15 protein-coding genes, 1 tRNA gene and 2 pseudogenes are annotated in these 17,967 nt (G+C 59.9%); 14 read left to right on the forward strand and 4 right to left on the reverse strand.

The window, feature by feature from the left end; genetic code table 11:
- The first annotated feature begins 23 nt into the window (after nt 1-23).
- From rbfA to AC1DIH_RS16555, 5 genes are all read left to right on the forward strand, one after another.
- Nucleotides 24-425 carry a 30S ribosome-binding factor RbfA gene (gene rbfA, locus AC1DIH_RS16535; protein WP_019691795.1) on the forward strand — a complete coding sequence of 134 codons (402 nt, stop codon included), beginning with the start codon at nt 24-26 and terminating at the stop codon, nt 423-425.
- Nucleotides 426-428: 3 nt separating this feature from the next.
- Nucleotides 429-1,346 carry a tRNA pseudouridine(55) synthase TruB gene (gene truB, locus AC1DIH_RS16540; protein WP_054594058.1) on the forward strand — a complete coding sequence of 306 codons (918 nt, stop codon included), beginning with the start codon at nt 429-431 and terminating at the stop codon, nt 1,344-1,346.
- Between the two features lie 117 nt (nt 1,347-1,463).
- Nucleotides 1,464-1,733: a 30S ribosomal protein S15 gene (gene rpsO, locus AC1DIH_RS16545; RefSeq protein WP_011332409.1), complete on the forward strand. Its 270-nt coding sequence runs from the start codon at nt 1,464-1,466 to the stop codon at nt 1,731-1,733.
- A 196-nt stretch (nt 1,734-1,929) separates the two neighbouring features.
- Nucleotides 1,930-4,035: a polyribonucleotide nucleotidyltransferase gene (gene pnp / locus AC1DIH_RS16550; protein WP_477772493.1), complete on the forward strand. Its 2,106-nt coding sequence runs from the start codon at nt 1,930-1,932 to the stop codon at nt 4,033-4,035.
- A 126-nt stretch (nt 4,036-4,161) separates the two neighbouring features.
- Nucleotides 4,162-4,237: transfer RNA gene (locus AC1DIH_RS16555), tRNA-Thr, on the forward strand.
- 7 nt (nt 4,238-4,244) lie between these two features.
- Here AC1DIH_RS16555 and AC1DIH_RS16560 read toward each other — a convergent pair.
- Complete coding sequence (locus AC1DIH_RS16560) at nt 4,245-4,745, reverse strand: hypothetical protein (protein ID WP_477772494.1); 501 nt, start codon at nt 4,743-4,745, stop codon at nt 4,245-4,247.
- 301 nt (nt 4,746-5,046) lie between these two features.
- Between AC1DIH_RS16560 and AC1DIH_RS16565 the strand changes: the two genes are divergently transcribed.
- Entirely contained in the window at nt 5,047-5,352 is a 306-nt protein-coding gene (locus tag AC1DIH_RS16565; protein ID WP_054598178.1) for a DUF6388 family protein, read from the forward strand.
- 38 nt (nt 5,353-5,390) lie between these two features.
- Here the strand turns inward: AC1DIH_RS16565 and nadC are convergent, their stop codons facing one another.
- Nucleotides 5,391-6,239, reverse strand: coding sequence for a carboxylating nicotinate-nucleotide diphosphorylase (gene nadC, locus AC1DIH_RS16570; protein WP_477772495.1), 849 nt, complete (start codon nt 6,237-6,239; stop codon nt 5,391-5,393).
- A 127-nt stretch (nt 6,240-6,366) separates the two neighbouring features.
- Between nadC and AC1DIH_RS16575 the strand changes: the two are divergent.
- The 5 genes and pseudogenes from AC1DIH_RS16575 to AC1DIH_RS16595 form a co-directional block, all read left to right on the forward strand.
- Nucleotides 6,367-6,498 (forward strand): annotated as a pseudogene (locus tag AC1DIH_RS16575) (hypothetical protein); the annotation flags it as partial.
- A 64-nt stretch (nt 6,499-6,562) separates the two neighbouring features.
- Nucleotides 6,563-7,123, forward strand: coding sequence for a 1,6-anhydro-N-acetylmuramyl-L-alanine amidase AmpD (gene ampD / locus AC1DIH_RS16580; RefSeq protein WP_477772496.1), 561 nt, complete (start codon nt 6,563-6,565; stop codon nt 7,121-7,123).
- Nucleotides 7,120-7,956, forward strand: coding sequence for a regulatory signaling modulator protein AmpE (ampE, locus tag AC1DIH_RS16585; RefSeq protein ID WP_477772497.1), 837 nt, complete (start codon nt 7,120-7,122; stop codon nt 7,954-7,956). Before ampD ends, ampE begins: the two co-directional genes overlap by 4 nt.
- Before the next feature lie 1,262 nt (nt 7,957-9,218).
- Nucleotides 9,219-9,422: pseudogene (locus tag AC1DIH_RS16590) on the forward strand (HAMP domain-containing protein); the annotation flags it as partial.
- 153 nt (nt 9,423-9,575) lie between these two features.
- Entirely contained in the window at nt 9,576-10,280 is a 705-nt protein-coding gene (locus AC1DIH_RS16595; RefSeq protein WP_477772628.1) for a methyl-accepting chemotaxis protein, read from the forward strand.
- 28 nt (nt 10,281-10,308) lie between these two features.
- On the opposite strand, the gene AC1DIH_RS16600 is transcribed toward AC1DIH_RS16595, so the two are convergent.
- The gene (locus AC1DIH_RS16600) at nt 10,309-11,085 is read right to left on the reverse strand and encodes a TatD family hydrolase (protein WP_477772498.1); all 777 of its coding nucleotides are present in this window, start codon (nt 11,083-11,085) and stop codon (nt 10,309-10,311) included.
- 3 nt (nt 11,086-11,088) lie between these two features.
- Nucleotides 11,089-12,084: a catabolite repressor/activator gene (gene cra, locus AC1DIH_RS16605; RefSeq protein ID WP_477772499.1), complete on the reverse strand. Its 996-nt coding sequence runs from the start codon at nt 12,082-12,084 to the stop codon at nt 11,089-11,091.
- A gap of 307 nt (nt 12,085-12,391) precedes the next feature.
- Between cra and ptsP the strand changes: the two genes are divergently transcribed.
- From ptsP to AC1DIH_RS16620, 3 genes are read left to right on the forward strand one after another with little or no spacing between them, the layout of a single operon-like run.
- Entirely contained in the window at nt 12,392-15,253 is a 2,862-nt protein-coding gene (gene ptsP, locus AC1DIH_RS16610; protein WP_477772500.1) for a phosphoenolpyruvate--protein phosphotransferase, read from the forward strand.
- The gene (pfkB, locus tag AC1DIH_RS16615) at nt 15,253-16,194 is read left to right on the forward strand and encodes a 1-phosphofructokinase (RefSeq protein ID WP_477772501.1); all 942 of its coding nucleotides are present in this window, start codon (nt 15,253-15,255) and stop codon (nt 16,192-16,194) included. Before ptsP ends, pfkB begins: the two co-directional genes overlap by 1 nt.
- Nucleotides 16,195-16,205: 11 nt before the next feature.
- Nucleotides 16,206-17,945, forward strand: a complete 1,740-nt coding sequence (locus AC1DIH_RS16620) for a PTS fructose-like transporter subunit IIB (protein WP_477772502.1) — start codon at nt 16,206-16,208, stop codon at nt 17,943-17,945.
- Nucleotides 17,946-17,967 lie beyond the last annotated feature (22 nt).

Raw genomic sequence — 17,967 nt, forward strand, 5'->3', positions numbered from 1 at the left:
GAGGCAGTAACAGGTAACAAGACATGGCAAAAGAATACAGCCGTACCCAACGTATCGGCGATCAGATGCAGCGTGAGCTGGCACAGCTGATCCGTCGTGAAGTCAAAGACCCGCGCGTCGGCCTGGTCACCATTACCGCTGTTGAAGTCAGCCGTGACGTCGGTCACGCCAAGATCTTCATCACCGTGATGGGGCAGGACAGCGCAGACGATATCGCTCAAAGCATCAAGGTGCTGAACTCGGCTGCCGGTTTCCTGCGCATGCAGTTGGCTCGCGAGATGAAGCTGCGCAGTGTTCCTCAGCTGCACTTCCACTACGACGAAAGCGTCGTGCGTGGCGCTCATCTGTCGGCATTGATCGAGCGCGCCGTGGCTGAAGACAATCAGCACCCGGTTGCGGCAGAACCCGTAGACACCAAGGAGTAATCGGTGGCTCAGGTCAAACGTATCCGTCGTAACGTCAGTGGCATCATCCTGCTCGACAAGCCGCTGGGGTTCACCTCCAACGCGGCGTTGCAGAAGGTTCGCTGGCTGCTCAATGCCGAGAAGGCCGGGCACACCGGCAGTCTTGATCCGTTGGCCACCGGCGTGTTGCCGCTGTGCTTCGGTGAGGCGACCAAGTTCTCGCAATACCTGCTCGACTCCGACAAGGGCTATGAAACCCTGGCGCAATTGGGCAAGACCACCACCACGGCAGACGCTGAAGGTGAAGTTTTGCAGGAGCGCCCGGTGACCGTTTGTCGCGCCGATATCGAAGCGGTTTTGCCGAAATTTCGTGGGCAAATCAGTCAGATACCGCCGATGTACTCAGCCCTCAAGCGTGACGGCCAGCCGTTGTACAAGTTGGCTCGTGCAGGTGAAGTGGTGGAGCGCGAACCGCGTTCTGTTACTATTGCGCGCTTGGAATTGCTGGCCTTTGAAGGTGATACTGCGCGCTTCGCCGTAGATTGCAGCAAAGGCACCTATATCCGCACCCTCGTGGAGGATATTGGTGAAGCACTCGGTTGTGGCGCTTACGTTGCGCAGTTGCGACGTACCCAGGCCGGTCCGTTCAGCCTGGCCCAGACGGTCACGCTGGAAGAGTTGGAAGCAGTACATGCCGAAGGCGGCAACGAAGCGGTTGATCGCTTCCTGATGCCATCGGACAGCGGCCTGCTGGATTGGCCACTGTTGCAGTTCTCGGAGCACAGCTCGTTCTACTGGCTCAACGGCCAGCCGGTACGTGCCCCGGATGCACCGAAGTTTGGCATGGTACGCGTACAGGATCACAATGGTCGCTTCATCGGTATCGGTGAAGTGAGCGAAGACGGGCGCATCGCGCCACGTCGACTGATTCGGTCAGAATGACCGAACGAGGGTGGCTGTTAACAGGCACGGTCACTACTCATTTTTCGATACAGGGATTTGTCCCTGGCCTGTTGAAACTGTTTCTTTGAAACAGTTTCCTGATAAAAGGATTGCCTCATGGCTCTCGACGTTCAAGAAAAAGCTCAAATCGTAGCTGACTACCAGCAAGCTGTTGGTGACACTGGTTCGCCAGAAGTGCAAGTTGCACTGCTGACCGCCAACATCAACAAACTGCAAGGTCACTTCAAGGCCAACGGTAAAGATCACCACTCCCGTCGTGGTCTGATCCGCATGGTTAACCAGCGTCGTAAGCTGCTGGACTACCTGAAAGGCAAGGACGTGAGCCGTTACAGCGCTCTGATCGCTCGCCTGGGTCTGCGTCGCTAATAAGCGATTGCGCTAGAGGTTGGTTGTCTGTCGTGCGTCAGCGGGTTTCCCGCAGGCGCATGGCAGGCTCCCAGCCTCAAGTTTTATCTGGACACACGTTTTACCCCTGGACAAGGGTTGGGCCGATTCCCGACATTGCCCAAGAATTTCGCAAGAAAACCAGTTCCCCCAAGAGCCACAAAGAAGGTAGGACACCGTGAACCCGGTAATCAAAAAATTCCAGTTCGGTCAGTCGACCGTTACCCTCGAGACTGGCCGTATCGCCCGTCAGGCCTCCGGCGCAGTATTGGTCACCGTTGACGACGACGTCAGCGTATTGGTGACCGTAGTCGGTGCCAAACAAGCCGATCCAGGCAAGGGCTTCTTCCCTCTGTCTGTTCACTACCAGGAAAAAACCTACGCTGCCGGTAAGATCCCTGGCGGTTTCTTCAAGCGCGAAGGCCGTCCTTCCGAGAAAGAAACCCTGACTTCCCGACTGATCGACCGTCCGATCCGTCCGCTGTTCCCGGAAGGCTTCATGAACGAAGTGCAGGTTGTCTGCACCGTCGTTTCCACCAGCAAGAAGACCGATCCGGACATCGCTGCGATGATCGGTACCTCGGCTGCGCTGGCGATCTCCGGCATTCCTTTCGATGGCCCGATCGGCGCTGCCCGCGTTGCGTTCCACGAAAGCACCGGCTACCTGCTGAACCCGACTTACGAACAACTGAAAGCTTCGAGCCTGGACATGGTCGTTGCCGGTACTTCGGAAGCGGTATTGATGGTTGAATCGGAAGCCAAAGAGCTGACCGAAGACCAGATGCTGGGCGCGGTACTGTTTGCTCACGACGAGTTCCAGGTTGTGATCAACGCTGTTAAAGAACTGGCTGCCGAAGCTGCCAAGCCAACCTGGACCTGGGCTCCTCAGCCTGAAGCCACCGCACTGCTGGGCGCTATCCGTGCCGAGTTCGGCGACGCGATCTCCCAGGCCTACACCATCACCGTCAAGGCCGATCGTTACGCTCGCCTGGGTGAACTGAAAGACCAGGTTGTTGCCAAGCTGTCTGGTGAAGAAGGCCAGCCTTCGTCCAGCGACGTCAAAGCTGCTTTCGGTGAAATCGAATACCGCACCGTTCGCGAAAACATCGTTAACGGCAAGCCACGTATCGACGGCCGCGACACCCGCACCGTACGTCCGCTGAACATCGAAGTCGGCGTTCTGCCGAAGACCCACGGTTCGGCATTGTTCACCCGTGGCGAAACCCAGGCTCTGGTAGTCGCGACTCTGGGCACCGCCCGTGACGCACAACTGCTGGACACCCTGGAAGGCGAGAAAAAAGACCCGTTCATGCTGCACTACAACTTCCCTCCGTTCTCGGTGGGCGAGTGTGGTCGCATGGGTGGCGCTGGTCGTCGCGAAATCGGTCACGGCCGTCTGGCCCGTCGTTCGGTTCAGGCCATGCTGCCTGCTGCTGACGTGTTCCCGTACACCATCCGTGTGGTATCGGAAATCACCGAGTCCAACGGTTCCAGCTCGATGGCGTCGGTCTGCGGTGCTTCCCTGGCGCTGATGGATGCTGGTGTGCCGATGAAGGCGCCGGTTGCCGGTATCGCCATGGGTCTGGTTAAAGAAGGCGAGAAGTTCGCCGTCCTGACCGACATCCTGGGTGACGAAGACCACCTGGGCGACATGGACTTCAAGGTAGCCGGTACCTCCAAAGGTGTTACCGCGCTGCAGATGGACATCAAGATCAAAGGCATCACCGAAGAAATCATGGAAATCGCTCTGGGCCAAGCCCTGGAAGCGCGCCTGAACATCCTCGGCCAGATGAACCAGATCATTGCCCAGTCGCGTACCGAGCTGTCGGAAAATGCTCCGACCATGATCGCGATGAAAATCGACACCGACAAAATCCGTGATGTCATCGGTAAAGGCGGCGCGACCATTCGTGCGATCTGTGAAGAGACCAAGGCTTCGATCGACATCGAAGACGACGGCTCGATCAAGATCTTCGGCGAAACCAAGGAAGCAGCTGAAGCCGCTCGTCAGCGCGTTCTGGGTATCACCGCTGAAGCTGAAATCGGCAAGATCTACGTCGGCAAGGTTGAGCGCATCGTCGACTTCGGCGCATTCGTCAACATCCTGCCAGGCAAGGACGGTCTGGTTCACATCTCCATGCTGAGCGACGCTCGCGTTGAGAAAGTCACCGACATCCTGAAAGAAGGCCAGGAAGTGGAAGTACTGGTACTGGACGTGGACAACCGCGGTCGTATCAAACTGTCCATCAAAGACGTAGCAGCAGCCAAGGCTTCGGGCGTTTAATCACCCCGTAGCTTAAACGCTGAACAAGCAAACGCCCCGACTGGTTCGGGGCGTTTTGCTGTGTGCTGGAAATTGAGGGGGGACCGAGTTGCCCGACCCCAAACTCAGTGCTAGCTTTAGCCCACCGCCCGTGTAGCTCAGCCGGTAGAGCAGCGCACTCGTAACGCGAAGGTCGCAGGTTCGATTCCTGTCTCGGGCACCACTTCCCCTTATTTCACCTTGCGGCTCAATTCCTCGACGGTGCGTTTGAGCTGATCTATCGCACGATCCTGATCGCTGATGGTCCGTTTCAGGTTCGAGATCTCGCTGCTGTTCGAGCTGGAGCCGCTGTTGCGCTTGAGGTCTTCCACCTGCCGGCCGAGATTATCCAGATCACGTTCCTGCTCTTTGACCTTGCTCTTGAGGTCGTCGATCTCCTTGCTGCTGGAGCTTGAGCTGGAACCGCTGCTGCGCTTGAGTTCTTCGATCTGGCGTGTCTGGTCTTTGATGGTTTCCTGCATCTTTTTCAGTTCGTCGATGCGCAAATCGCTTTTGACCAGAACGTCCTTGCCGTATTCATTGTGGATGGCGGAGAGTTTGTCATCGTAAGACGGACCGCTGTTGCTCAGCTCAATGCTGGCCATTGCGGTGCCCGGCAGAGCCAGGACACCCAGCAGGGCGGTCATTGCGGTGGCGGACAGAACAGAGGAAAGCTTCGAAAAACTGTGCATCACTGAGGTTCCTTGTGAAGTACCGATATGGCACATCGCTATGACTTTGGATTTGAATTTATGTTCCCAAGGCCCCCGACGCACCCTGCSTGAAACTTTTTGTGGAATAGATGTAAAGAGCCGTGTAATTCGCAGGCCAAACGTCCTATATTCGGTGCCTGCATGAGCATCGCCCAGCAGTTTTCAGATGATCCCGAATGGTTCTGAAGGCCAGATAAACCGGGCTTCAAACGGTTTTCTGCGTCAGAGAGATCCTTGATGATCCAGATCCATCTTCCATTCCCAGATCAGAGAGAACGATATGACCGTGAACGAAATGACTCAAGAACAACGACACGAAGAGGCCCTCAAGAAGTACATGCTTGATGCGCCAGAATTGATGGAAGAGATCAAGAACCTGAGCGCCGACGATCAGAAAGATCAGATTCAGTGGGCGTTCGAGGACGAGGCAGAAGCACAGGGCTTGCAGCCTTGGGAGCTGACGCTCAAGTACACCTCAACGCCTGAAGAATACGAAGCGACGCGCCTTGCGTTGCACAAGGAAGCAGCCGAAGTGCTGGGTGTCGAGTGGGAAGAATACTGCGAGATGAACAATCTGGTGGTTTGAAAGCAACGCCAGCCTCATGAGGCTGGCGTTTCTTTTTGTCAGAGACTCAAGCGCATCGACAGGTCTACAGCCTTCACATCCTTGGTCATCGCGCCAATCGAGATGTAATCCACGCCCGTCTCGGCGATTGGCCGCAAGGTGCTTTCGTTGACGCCACCGCTGGCCTCGAGTTTCGCCTTGCCGGCATTCAGGCGCACGGCTTCACGCATGTCGTCCAGGCTCAGTTCATCGAGCATGATGATATCGGCACCCGCCGCCAGGGCCTCCTTGAGCTCCTCCAGGCTTTCCACTTCAACCTCCACCGGTTTGCCCGGCGCGATCTTGTGCGCGGCGGCGATGGCTTGAGGGATGCCACCGCAGGCAGCGATATGGTTTTCCTTGATCAGAAAAGCGTCGTACAGGCCGATGCGGTGGTTGTGGCAGCTGCCGCAGGTCACGGCGTACTTTTGCGCCAATCGCAGCCCAGGCAGGGTTTTGCGGGTATCCAGCAATTTCACCTGAGTATCGGCAACGAAGTCGGCCAGGTATTGCGCACGAGTGGCGACACCGGAAAGCAGTTGCAGGAAGTTCAGCGCACTACGCTCGCCGGTCAGCAGCGAACGGGCGGGGCCTTCGAGGTGAAACAGCGCCTGATTGGGGCTCACGCGTTCACCGTCGCGCACTTGCCAGTGCACCGCGACCCGTGGGTCCAACTGCCGAAACACTGCATCGACCCAGGCGGTGCCGCTGATGACGGCTGTATCACGGGTAATGATCGTGGCTTTGGCCAGGCGTTCGGCCGGGATCAGTTGTGCGGTGATGTCGCCGCTGCCGATGTCTTCAAGCAACGCACGGCGCACGTTGGCTTCGATTTCGGCGGTCAAATCGGCGAGGCGTAGATTCGGCATAACGGGCTCCACTAACAAAGTGGCCCGATTATAGGGCCATGCGGCAAGCTAACCCAAGGCACCCTCTACTTTCAGCGGGTTCTTAAACCTGCATTTGGTCGACTCGCCAGCGTTACTCCTCAGCGATGAGCGCCGTCGCACCGGGCTGGCCCTGGAGTTTCGCCGTAGCGCGGTACGTACGTTCGACGAGACCTTGTTGTTTGATCGGGCGCTGGAGTCAGTGATTGGCGACCTGCGTCGACTCAATTACGGCAAGTGATCGCAACCTGAGGGGCGATCACGGCATACTGGAGCCCGTCAGAGCCGTCATTGAAGGAGCCTGTATGCAGTTGGACCCCGCGAGCGGTTGGTTTGAAGGCGTGCGCCATTGCCCGTCCCCCAACTTCAACGCGCGCCCCACGGGCGAAATCTCCTTGCTGGTGATCCACAACATCAGCCTGCCACCAGCGCAGTTCGCGACGGGCAAGGTGCAGGAATTTTTTCAGAACCGCCTGGATGTCACCGAGCACCCCTACTTTGAAGGGATTGCCGACTTGCGGGTGTCTGCCCATTTTCTGATCGAGCGTGACGGCGCGATCACACAGTTTGTCTCTTGTCTTGATCGGGCGTGGCACGCAGGCGTGTCCCGATTCGAGGGGCGCGAAGGCTGTAACGATTTCTCCCTTGGCATTGAGCTTGAAGGCACTGATGACCTGCCGTTCACCGATGCTCAATATCACGCGCTGATTGCCCTGACTCGCCAATTGCAGTCTACGTTTACAGCCATCACCCAATCACGTATTCAGGGGCATAGCGATATCGCACCCGGGCGTAAAACGGATCCGGGACCGGCGTTCGACTGGGCACGCTTTCGCGGGGCTCTGGAAAAAGGGGAAGCACAATGAGTTTTCTGGTGTTACTGCTGGCGGTCTGGATCGAGAAGTTCTCGGCCTTGCGTCATCAAGTTCAGCGCGACAGTGGATGGCTGCGGGAGCTGGCCAAATATGAAGCCAGCCCAAAGCTTGCGAATCGGCCCTGGCTGGTACTGGCATTGCTGGTGCTGTTCCCTGTGGCGTTACTCGGCTTTTTGTTGCTGGTACTGGAGCCGGTGGCCTATGGCTTGCTGGCCTTGCCGGTGCATTTGCTGGTGGTGATTTACAGCCTGGGCCGTGGAGATTTACTCGGCGGCCTGGGACCGTTTCGTGATGCCTGGCGCCGGGAAGACCTGCAAGCGGCGGCGCTTGTCGCCAAACGTGACCTGGATATTTGCGCCGACAGCGGCGAGCAGTTGCTACAACGGGTTCAAGCCCATTTGCTGTGGCAGGCTTACCAGAGTTTTTTTGCGGTGATTTTCTGGTACTTCCTGCTCGGTCCGGTGGCGGCCTTGAGTTATCGCTTGCTGGCCCTGGCGGCCGAACATGGCAAGAACCCGGCAGTGGCCGAGCGCGCCGCACAATTGCGACATGCCTTTGACTGGCTGCCGGTGCGCTTGCTGGCAGCGAGTTTTGCTTTGGTCGGCAACTTCGTCGCGGTCAGCCGGGTGATGCTCCATGAATTGTTGAACTGGAATATCAGCGCCGCACAGTTGATCGAGAACGTCGGCGTAGTAGCGGGTGAGATTCCGGCGCCAGTGGCGGGGCCTGAAGGGGTTCAAAACCTGGATCGGATCTGGGAACTGCTGCTGCGAGCGGCGGTGGTCTGGTACGCCGGGTTTGCCGTTTGGACCGTGCTGCCCTGATTTCTGCATAACCCCGAACTGTAGCAGCTGCCGAAGGCTGCGTTCGGCTGCGCAGCAGTCGTAAATCCTGCTTGCGCGGTGAGCCTGACAATCCGCGGTGCCTGAGTTAGCGACTGCTGCGCAGCCGAACGCAGCCTTCGGCAGCTGCTACAGGTGCGCGTGTGCTCTAGCTGTTAACCTTAAGTTACAAAACCTCCTTTCGATTTGAGCTATACAGAAGCAGCGCGCCATAGTGGCTATCTGCTGCATCTGCGTGCCTGCCCAAAAAAATAAGAAATGAAAGGGGGACGTCCGTGAAGAGTTTGCTCTATCCCGCCGTTGCGCTGATGAATCGCCTGAGCTTCGGCATGAAGTTCAGCCTGATCAGCGTGCTGTTTTTCTTCCCCATGCTGGTGACCAATTTCTATCTGGTTCGGGATTCGTATCGCGAGTTCCAGGGCACCCAGGTCGAGTTGCAGAGCCTCGACCTGTTGGGCAGTGGTCTGACGCTGCGGCGAGATCTGGAAACCCTGAACAACCTGATACAGATCAACGCGAGCCTCGGCCAGTCTGGCAAGGCGGGCGATACCGAATCGAAAATCAGCGCCCTTGAGCAGAGCGCGCTAGCGCATCTGCAAAGCCTGACCGCGACGACCATCGATCCTGAGCAGGTCAGTGTTTTTGATGGCAAGCGCGATGAAATGATTGCGGCGTTCAAGGCTCAACAAGCGGAGACGTCTGTGCAAAGCAAAAGTGCGCTGATCGGCAAACTGCTCGGCAACGCACAGATTTTCAGTCAGATCATCGCCAGCCAGGCCGGCCTGAGTCGTGACAACCAGAGTGATCTGCGCCAATTGAGTGAGCTGATCACCAACGTTACCCCGCGTGTGACGCAAACCCTCGGCGAAGGCCGGGCGATGGGGGCCTACTCGCTGGGGCAGGGGTTTCTCAACTCCGCTTCGAGCACCCGGTTCGATGAGTTGCTGGCGCAGATCGACAAGCTTCAGGCCGAATACGCCTTGAAGTTGCAGGACGCACTGGCTGCCGGCAAAGCGGCGCGTGAGGTGCTGGAACCCTCGGCCAATGTCAGCAAAGCCACACTCAAGCAAGCCAGCGAGCTGTTTGAGGAGCAAGTGGTGATGGCCGCCACCCTCGATAAACCTTGGCAGGGCTTTTACGATCAGGTCACCGGGCTGATGGACAAGACCTATCAACTGAATGACGCGACGCTTAAGTTTCTCGGCGTGCAATTGCAACAACGCCTGGAACAGAACCGCACGCACATGGTGCTGCAGGCGGTGGCACTGTCGGTGGTGTTTGTGCTGATTTTTTATCTCTACGGCGGCTTCTATGCCTCCACCCGCACCACCCTCAAGCGTCTCGGCGGAGTGATGGACAAGGTGGCGGCCGGTGACATGACCATCACGTTTACCGCCCACAGCCGTGATGAGTTGGGTGAGTTGGGCAACGTCTTCAATGGCACCGTGGCGAAGATCCATGACCTGATCGAGTTGGTCGGCAAAACCGTCAACGAAGTGGAGCGACAGGCGAGTCAGGTGGAAACGGTATCGGCCCGGAGCAATCAGGCGGTGGCCGGTCAGCGTACGCAGATCGAGCAAGTCGCCACGGCGATGAACCAGATGTCGGCCACCGCTCAGGAAGTGGCGCGCAGTGCGGCGGCTGCCGTCAGCAGCGCCCACAGCGTCAACGATGAAACCATTAGCGGTCGCGGCTTGGTCGAGTCGCAGCAAGGCAGCATTGCGCAACTGGCCAGCGAGATCGACTCGTCAGTGCTGGTGATCAATCAACTGGCCAGCGACAGCCAGTCCATCAGTCGCGTGCTGGAAGTGATCAAGAGCATCGCCGAGCAGACCAACCTGTTGGCACTCAACGCGGCCATCGAGGCTGCCCGTGCGGGTGAGCAGGGACGTGGTTTTGCGGTGGTGGCCGATGAGGTCCGCACCCTGGCCAAGCGGACCCAGCAATCGACCGAAGAAATCGAGCAGATGATTACCAGGCTGCACGGTGGCGTTGGCGCAGCCGTGAAGGCCATGGGCGTCAGCCACCAGATGGCCAATGGCACGGTCGGTCAGTCGGAGAAGGTCCAGCAAGCCCTGGAAAACATCCTGGGGGCGGTGGGCATGATCGTCGATCAGAATCAGCAAATTGCCGCGGCAGTCGAGCAGCAAACCGCGGTGGCCCACGATATCGACCAGAACATTGTCGAGATCAACCGGGCCGGCGAGCGCACCGCCGAAGGTGCGCACCAGACCGAGCATGCCAGCCGTGCACTGTCGGCCCAAGTGGTGCAGTTGAAGCACTTGATCAGCGCGTTCAGGGTTTGATGATTACTGGCCACCGCAAACCGATGGATTACCAGTTGAACAGCTCGCAGGCGTTGGCGGTGCTGGCGGCGGCCAGTTGCTCGGGGCTGATGGCCATGATCTGCGCCAGTGCCGCGCAAATCGCCGGCAGGTGAGCAGGGCTGTTGCGTTGTCCGGGGTACATGGCGGGCGCCATGTCCGGTGAATCGGTTTCCAGCACCACCGAGGTCAGCGGCAAACCGGCGATTACTTTGTGCATGCGCAAGGCTTGTGGCCAGGTTGCCGCGCCGCCCAATCCCAGTTTGAAACCGAGCTTGAGGTATTCGCGGGCCTCTTCCTGGCTGCCGGCAAAGGCGTGGATGATGCCGGCGCGTTTGAGCCTGAAGCGTTTCAAGGTCGCAATCACCGCCGCATGGCTGCGCCGCACATGCAGCAGCGCCGGCAACTGGAAGTCTGCCGCCAGTTGCAGCTGTGCTTCAAACAGCGCTTGCTGACGTTCGCGGTCCAGGTCCTCAAGAAAGTAATCCAGGCCAATTTCGCCCACGGCGCACAGTTGCCGATGGCCGGCCAGACGCGTCAGCCAGTCCGCCAACTCGGTCAGGTCAGCGGGACGATGTTCATCGAGGTAGGCCGGATGCAGGCCAAACGCGGCATGCAGGTCCGGATCGCTTTGCACCAGATCCCACACCCGCTGCCAATTGCGCTGATAAACCCCCAGCACCACCATCCGCTTCACACCCAAGGCGCGGCATTGAGCCAGCAGCGCCTGACGGTCCGGGTCGAAGTCCGGAAAGTCCAGATGAGTGTGGCTGTCGATCAGCTCCACGTTTCAGTCCTGGCGAATACGCTGTTTGAAGGTCCGCGCGATGGCTTGCACACCGGGTTGGTAATGGGCTTCTTCAATCGCCGCGACCGCCAGTTGCAGCGCTTTGTCGGCGATCAGTTGATGCTGCTGGGCCATGGCGTTGACCGGCAGCGGCAGGAAGTCCAGCAGCTGTGTGTCGCCAAACGTGCCGAGGCGCAACGGGCGGGTTTTCAACGGGAAGTCATGCAAGGCATCGAACACGCCTTGAAGCAGCACGTAGGACGTCGTCACCAGCGCATCGGGCAAGTGACCAAGGCGTTGCAGTAATTCTTCCATCAACTGCCGACCGCAGTCGCGGCTGAATGCCTCGCCGTGTTCGATCAGGACGTCACCCTTGAAGTCGACCAGCGCCTGCTTGAAGCCGGCCGCACGCTCCTGGCTGATGCTCAGTTCGGGCCGCGCACCGATCAGTGCAATCTGTTTGGGCTGCGGTTGCAACAGACTGCGGGTGAGGTTCAGGCTGGCTTCGCGGTCATCACTGATCACCGAGCAGAAATGCTCAGGCTCCATGACCCGGTCAATGGCAATGATCGGCAAACCCTTGGCCTGCAACTGGCGATAGCTGTCATCACCGGCCGGCAGGCAGCTGGCGACGATTAACGCATCGCAGCGCCGTGCGCGAAACAGCTTGAGCAACTGGCGCTCGCTTTCTGGTGCATCGTCGGAGCTGGCAATCAGCAACTGATAGCCACGCGCCCGGGCCCCCTGTTCGAGGAGCTTGGCGATCCGCGCGTAACTGGGGTTTTCCAGGTCCGGCAGAATGAAACCCAGGGTGCGGGTGTGCCGGCTGCGCAACCCGGCCGCTTGAGGATTAGGCGTAAAGCCATGTTGCTCGACCACCGCGCGCACGCGCTCGACGGTGGCGTTGCTGATGCGCTGCTGTTCGGCCTTGCCATTGATGACATAGCTGGCGGTGGTGACAGACACACCGGCCAACTGGGCGATATCACTGAGTTTCAACCCGGGATTTCCTTGTTTTTTCGAGCTTGCCCCGACATTTTGTCCAATCCTACCCGATTACGGCAGGCGACTAATGTCGCAACGCATCCGACAAGTTGGACTTCAAGGTTGGGAGATTATCGAGTAACGTGCAGACTCATCTAGATTAAACGTTTCAGCAAGCGTATTTTCTGCGCTATTGGCTCTTTTTGCCGGTTCTGCCGCGAAACCGACAAAGGATGCTCTGAAAAAGAGTGCTCTGAATAAGGCCTAAACTGATTCAATCAAAACAATACCTGGCGCGACCCCGCGCCAAAAAGGAGAAAGCATGCTCGAGCTCACCATAGAGCAGATATCCATGGGCCAGTCGGCTGTGGATAAAGCCGCCGCATTGCATTTGCTGGCCGACACGCTGGTCGCCGATGGCCTGGTGGCCGAGGGTTACCTCAGCGGCTTGCAGGCGCGTGAAGCCCAGGGTTCGACCTTTCTCGGCCAAGGTATTGCGATCCCCCACGGAACCCCCGATACCCGCGATCTGGTGCACACCACCGGCGTGCGTTTGCTGCAGTTCCCCGAAGGGGTGGATTGGGGCGACGGCCACATCGTCTACCTGGCGATTGGTATCGCGGCCAAATCCGACGAGCATTTGCGCCTGTTGCAATTGCTGACCCGCGCCCTCGGCGAAACCGATCTGGGCCAGGCCTTGCGCCGCGCCAGTAGTGCCGAAGCCTTGCTGAAACTGCTGCAAGGCGCACCGCAAGAGCTGGCGCTGGATGCGCAAATGATCGGCCTGGGTGTCTCCGCCGACGACTTCGAAGAACTGGTCTGGCGTGGTGCGCGGTTGTTGCGTCAGGCCGACTGCGTGAGCAATGGTTTTTCTGCGGTATTGCAGCAGGTCGAAGCGCTGCCGCTGGGCGATGGCCTGTGGTGGCTGCACAGCGAACAAACGGTCAAGCGTCCGGGCCTGGCCTTCGTCACCCCGGACAAACCGATTCGTTACCTCGGCCAGCCACTGAGCGGGCTGTTCTGCCTGGCCAGCCTTGGCGAGGCGCATCAGGCTCTGCTCGAACGTCTTTGCGCCTTGCTGATTGAAGGCCGAGGTCACGAACTCGGTCGCGCCACCAGCCGCCGTGCGGTGCTGGAAGTGCTGGGCGGCGAATTGCCGGCGGATTGGCCGAGTGCCCGCATTACCCTGGCGAATGCCCACGGCTTGCACGCGCGGCCAGCGAAGATCCTTGCGCAATTGGCGAAGAGTTTTGAAGGCGAGATCCGCATCCGCATCGTCGACGGCCAGGACAGCGCCGTGTCGGTGAAGAGCTTGAGCAAACTGCTCAGCCTCGGCGCCCGCCGCGGCCAGGTGTTGGAGTTGATTGCCGAGCCGAGCATCGCCGCCGATGCGTTGCCGGCGCTGCTGAGGGCTATTGAAGAAGGCCTGGGCGAAGACATCGAACCGTTGCCGACGGTGAGTGCACAGAGCGAGGTCATCGACGAAATCATTGACGTCGTGGTTGCTCCAGCCTCCGGCAGCGTGATTCAGGCCGTTGCTGCTGCGCCGGGGATTGCCATCGGTCCTGCGCATATTCAGGTGCTGCAAGCAATCGACTACCCATTGCGTGGCGAGTCCACGGCGATCGAACGCGAGCGTCTGAAAACGTCACTGGCCGATGTTCGCCGCGATATCGAAGGGCTGATCCAGCGCAGCAAGGCCAAGGCCATTCGCGAGATTTTCATCACCCACCAGGAAATGCTCGACGACCCGGAACTGACCGACGAAGTCGACACTCGCCTCAAGCAAGGCGAAAGCGCTGAAGCGGCGTGGATGGCAGTGATCGACGGGGCAGCCAGACAACAGGAATCCTTGCAGGATGCCTTGCTCGCCGAGCGCGCAGCGGACTTGCGCGATATCGGTCGGCGGGTGCTGGCGCAACTGTGTGGCATCGAGACCCCGAGCGAACCGGATCAGCCGTACATCCTGGTGATGGATGAAGTCGGGCCTTCGGATGTCGCGCGCCTTGATCCAACGCGGGTGGCCGGCATTCTTACCGCGCGCGGTGGCGCCACGGCCCACAGCGCGATCGTCGCTCGGGCCTTGGGCATTCCGGCGCTGGTCGGTGCTGGTGCTGCGGTGTTGCGGCTGGCGTCGGGTACGCCGTTGCTGCTCGATGGCCAGCGCGGTCGGCTGCATGTCGACGCCGATGCGGCGACGTTGCAGCGTGCCGCCGAAGAACGTGACAACCGTGAACAACGCCTGCAAGCGGCCGCGGCCCAGCGTCACCAGCCGGCGCTGACCACTGACGGCCACGCGGTCGAAGTGTTCGCCAACATTGGCGAAAGCGCAGGCGTGGTCAGCGCGGTGGAGCAGGGCGCTGAAGGGATTGGCCTGCTGCGCACCGAACTGATTTTTATGGCCCACCAGCAAGCGCCGGACGAAGCCACTCAAGAAGTCGAATACCGTCGGGTGCTCGACGGCCTGGCCGGGCGGCCGCTGGTGGTGCGGACCCTGGACGTTGGCGGTGACAAGCCGTTGCCGTATTGGCCGATTGCCAAGGAGGAAAACCCGTTCCTCGGCGTACGTGGCATTCGCCTGACCTTGCAGCGTCCGCAGATCATGGAAGCCCAGTTGCGTGCCTTGCTGCGCGCCGCCGACAACCGCCCGTTGCGGATCATGTTCCCGATGGTTGGCAGCGTCGATGAATGGCGTCAGGCGCGGGACATGACCGAGCGCCTGCGTCTGGAAATCCCGGTGGCGGACCTGCAACTGGGGATCATGATCGAAGTGCCGTCGGCCGCCTTGCTGGCGCAGGTGTTGGCCAAGGAAGTCGACTTCTTCAGCGTTGGCACCAATGACCTGACCCAATACACCCTGGCCATCGATCGCGGTCATCCGACCCTGTCGGCCCAGGCCGATGGCTTGCACCCGGCGGTGTTGCAACTGATCGACATCACGGTGCGTGCCGCCCATGCCCATGGCAAATGGGTCGGCGTGTGTGGCGAACTGGCGGCAGACCCGCTGGCGGTTCCGGTGCTGGTCGGCCTGGGGGTGGATGAGTTGAGCGTCTCGGCGCGCAGCATCGGCGAGGTCAAGGCACGGGTTCGTGAGCTGAGTCTTGCGCAGGTAAAACATCTGGCCCAACAGGCTCTGGCCGTGGGCAGCGCGAATGAAGTGCGCGCATTAGTGGAGGCTCTGTAATGGCCAAAATCCTAACCCTGACCCTCAACCCGGCGCTGGACCTCACCGTTCAGTTGCCGCATCTGGAACCTGGTCAGGTCAATCGCAGCGACGCCATGCACACCCACGCCGCCGGCAAGGGCATCAACGTGGCGCAGGTGCTTGCAGACCTCGGGCATCAGCTGACGGTCAGCGGTTTTCTCGGTGTGGACAATCTTCAGGCGTTCGAAGCGCTGTTCGCCAAACGCGGGTTTGTCGACGCCTTCATCCGCGTTCCCGGCGAGACTCGCAGCAACATCAAACTGGCGGAAGCGGACGGACGCATCACTGACATCAACGGTCCGGGGCCGGTGGTCAGTGCGGCTGCGCAGCAGGCGTTGCTCGATCGTCTGGATCAGATCACCTTGGGTCATGACGCGGTGGTGGTCGCCGGCAGTTTGCCGCGTGGCGTCAGCGCACAGTGGCTGCACGGGTTGTTGCTGCGCCTCAAGTCGCGGGGTTTGAAAGTCGCCCTCGACACCAGCGGCGAAGCCTTGCGCGCCGGGCTGTCGGCGGGCCCGTGGTTGATCAAGCCGAACACCGAAGAGCTGTCCGAGGCGCTGGATTGCGAGGTGGTTTCGGTGGCTGCACAAGCCGAAGCGGCGAGTCGTTTGCACGCTCACGGCATCGAACACGTGGTGATTTCCCACGGTGCCGAGGGCGTCAACTGGTTCAGTGTCGGCTCGGCGATGCACGCCACACCACCCAGGGTCAGTGTTGTCAGTACGGTGGGCGCCGGCGATTCATTGCTCGCGGGCATGCTCCACGGTTTGCTCAGTGCCGATACGCCAGAGCAAACCTTGCGCACCGCCACGGCGATTGCCGCCATGGCCGTCACGCAGATCGGTTTTGGTATCGGTGACGCCGCGCAACTGGCGCAGCTCGAACAGGGGGTGCGCGTGCGCCTCCTGACAGAACAATAAGAGGGTTGGTCATGAAGTTAGCCATTGTTACTGCCTGCCCGAATGGCATGGTTACCAGTGTGCTGTGCGCGCGTTTGCTCGATGCCGCCGCGCAGCGTCAGGGCTGGAGCACCAGTGTAGAAGTGCATGACGCTGCACACCCGGAGCGCCAGTTGTCCGCAGCGACGCTCGATGATGCCGAGTGGGTGTTGTTGGTCAGCACCGGGACTGTGGATATGTCGCGGTTTGTCGGCAAGCGGGTGTTCCAGAGCACGCCGTCCCAGGCCCTGCAAGACGTCGATGCAGTGCTGCGCCGTGGTGCTGAAGAAGCTCAAATTTATGTCGCCCCGCAAGCTGTCGTCGAACCCGCAGCCGTCAGCAAAACCGCACCGCGTCTGGTGGCGGTCACTGCCTGCCCGACCGGTGTCGCTCACACCTTCATGGCCGCCGAAGCCTTGCAGCAAGCAGCCAAGCGTCTGGGTTATGACTTGCAGGTGGAAACCCAGGGCTCGGTCGGCGCCCGTAATCCGTTGAGCGCGCAAGCCATCGCGGATGCTGATGTGGTGCTGTTGGCGGCAGACATCGAAGTCGCCACCGAGCGTTTCGCCGGCAAGAAAATCTACCGCTGCGGCACCGGCATCGCCCTGAAACAGGCCGAGGCCACACTCAACAAAGCCTTGGCCGAAGGCACGCAGGAAACCGCGTCGACCGGCGCCAAAGGCCCGGCCAAGCAAGAGAAAACCGGGATCTACAAACACCTGCTGACGGGTGTCTCGTTCATGCTGCCGATGGTGGTGGCCGGGGGCTTGATGATTGCCTTGTCGTTTGTCTTCGGCATCACTGCGTTCAAGGAACCGGGTACGCTGGCAGCGGCATTGATGCAGATCGGTGGCGATACCGCCTTCAAGTTGATGGTGCCGCTGCTGGCGGGTTACATCGCCTACTCGATTGCTGACCGTCCTGGCCTGGCGCCAGGGATGATCGGAGGCCTGTTGGCGAGTACCTTGGGCGCCGGGTTTATTGGCGGGATCATTGCGGGCTTCATCGCCGGTTACGCGGCGCAGGCGATCAACCGTTATGCGCGTCTACCGCAAAGTCTGGAAGCGCTGAAACCGATTCTGATCATCCCGTTGCTGGCGAGTCTGTTCACTGGCCTGGTGATGATTTACGTGGTCGGTAAACCGGTCGCCGGACTGCTGGAAAGCCTGACGCATTTCCTCGACAGCATGGGCACCACCAACGCGATCCTGCTGGGGGTATTGCTCGGCGGCATGATGTGCGTCGACCTCGGCGGGCCGATCAACAAGGCCGCTTATGCGTTCTCGGTGGGGCTGCTGGCGTCGCAAAGTTATGCACCGATGGCGGCGACCATGGCCGCTGGCATGGTGCCGCCGATTGGCCTGGGCATCGCCACGTTCATCGCCCGGCGCAAGTTTGCTCAGACCGAGCGCGAAGCCGGTAAAGCGGCGTTGGTGCTGGGGTTGTGCTTTATCTCCGAAGGGGCGATTCCGTTCGCTGCCAAGGACCCGCTGCGGGTGATTCCGGCAAGCATCGCCGGTGGTGCACTGGCCGGTGCGCTGTCGATGTATTTCGGCTGCAAACTGATGGCGCCGCACGGTGGGCTGTTCGTGATGCTGATCCCGAATGCGATCAACCATGCGCTGCTGTACTTGCTGGCGATTGTTGCCGGGAGTTTGCTGACGGCGGTGGTTTACGCAACGGTCAAACGCCCGGAAGCCACCGAGTTGGCATTGGAGCCGGCCAACGCCTGACCGCCATACCCTGTGGGAGCGG

This window comes from Pseudomonas sp. 05N36 (assembly GCF_056397385.1).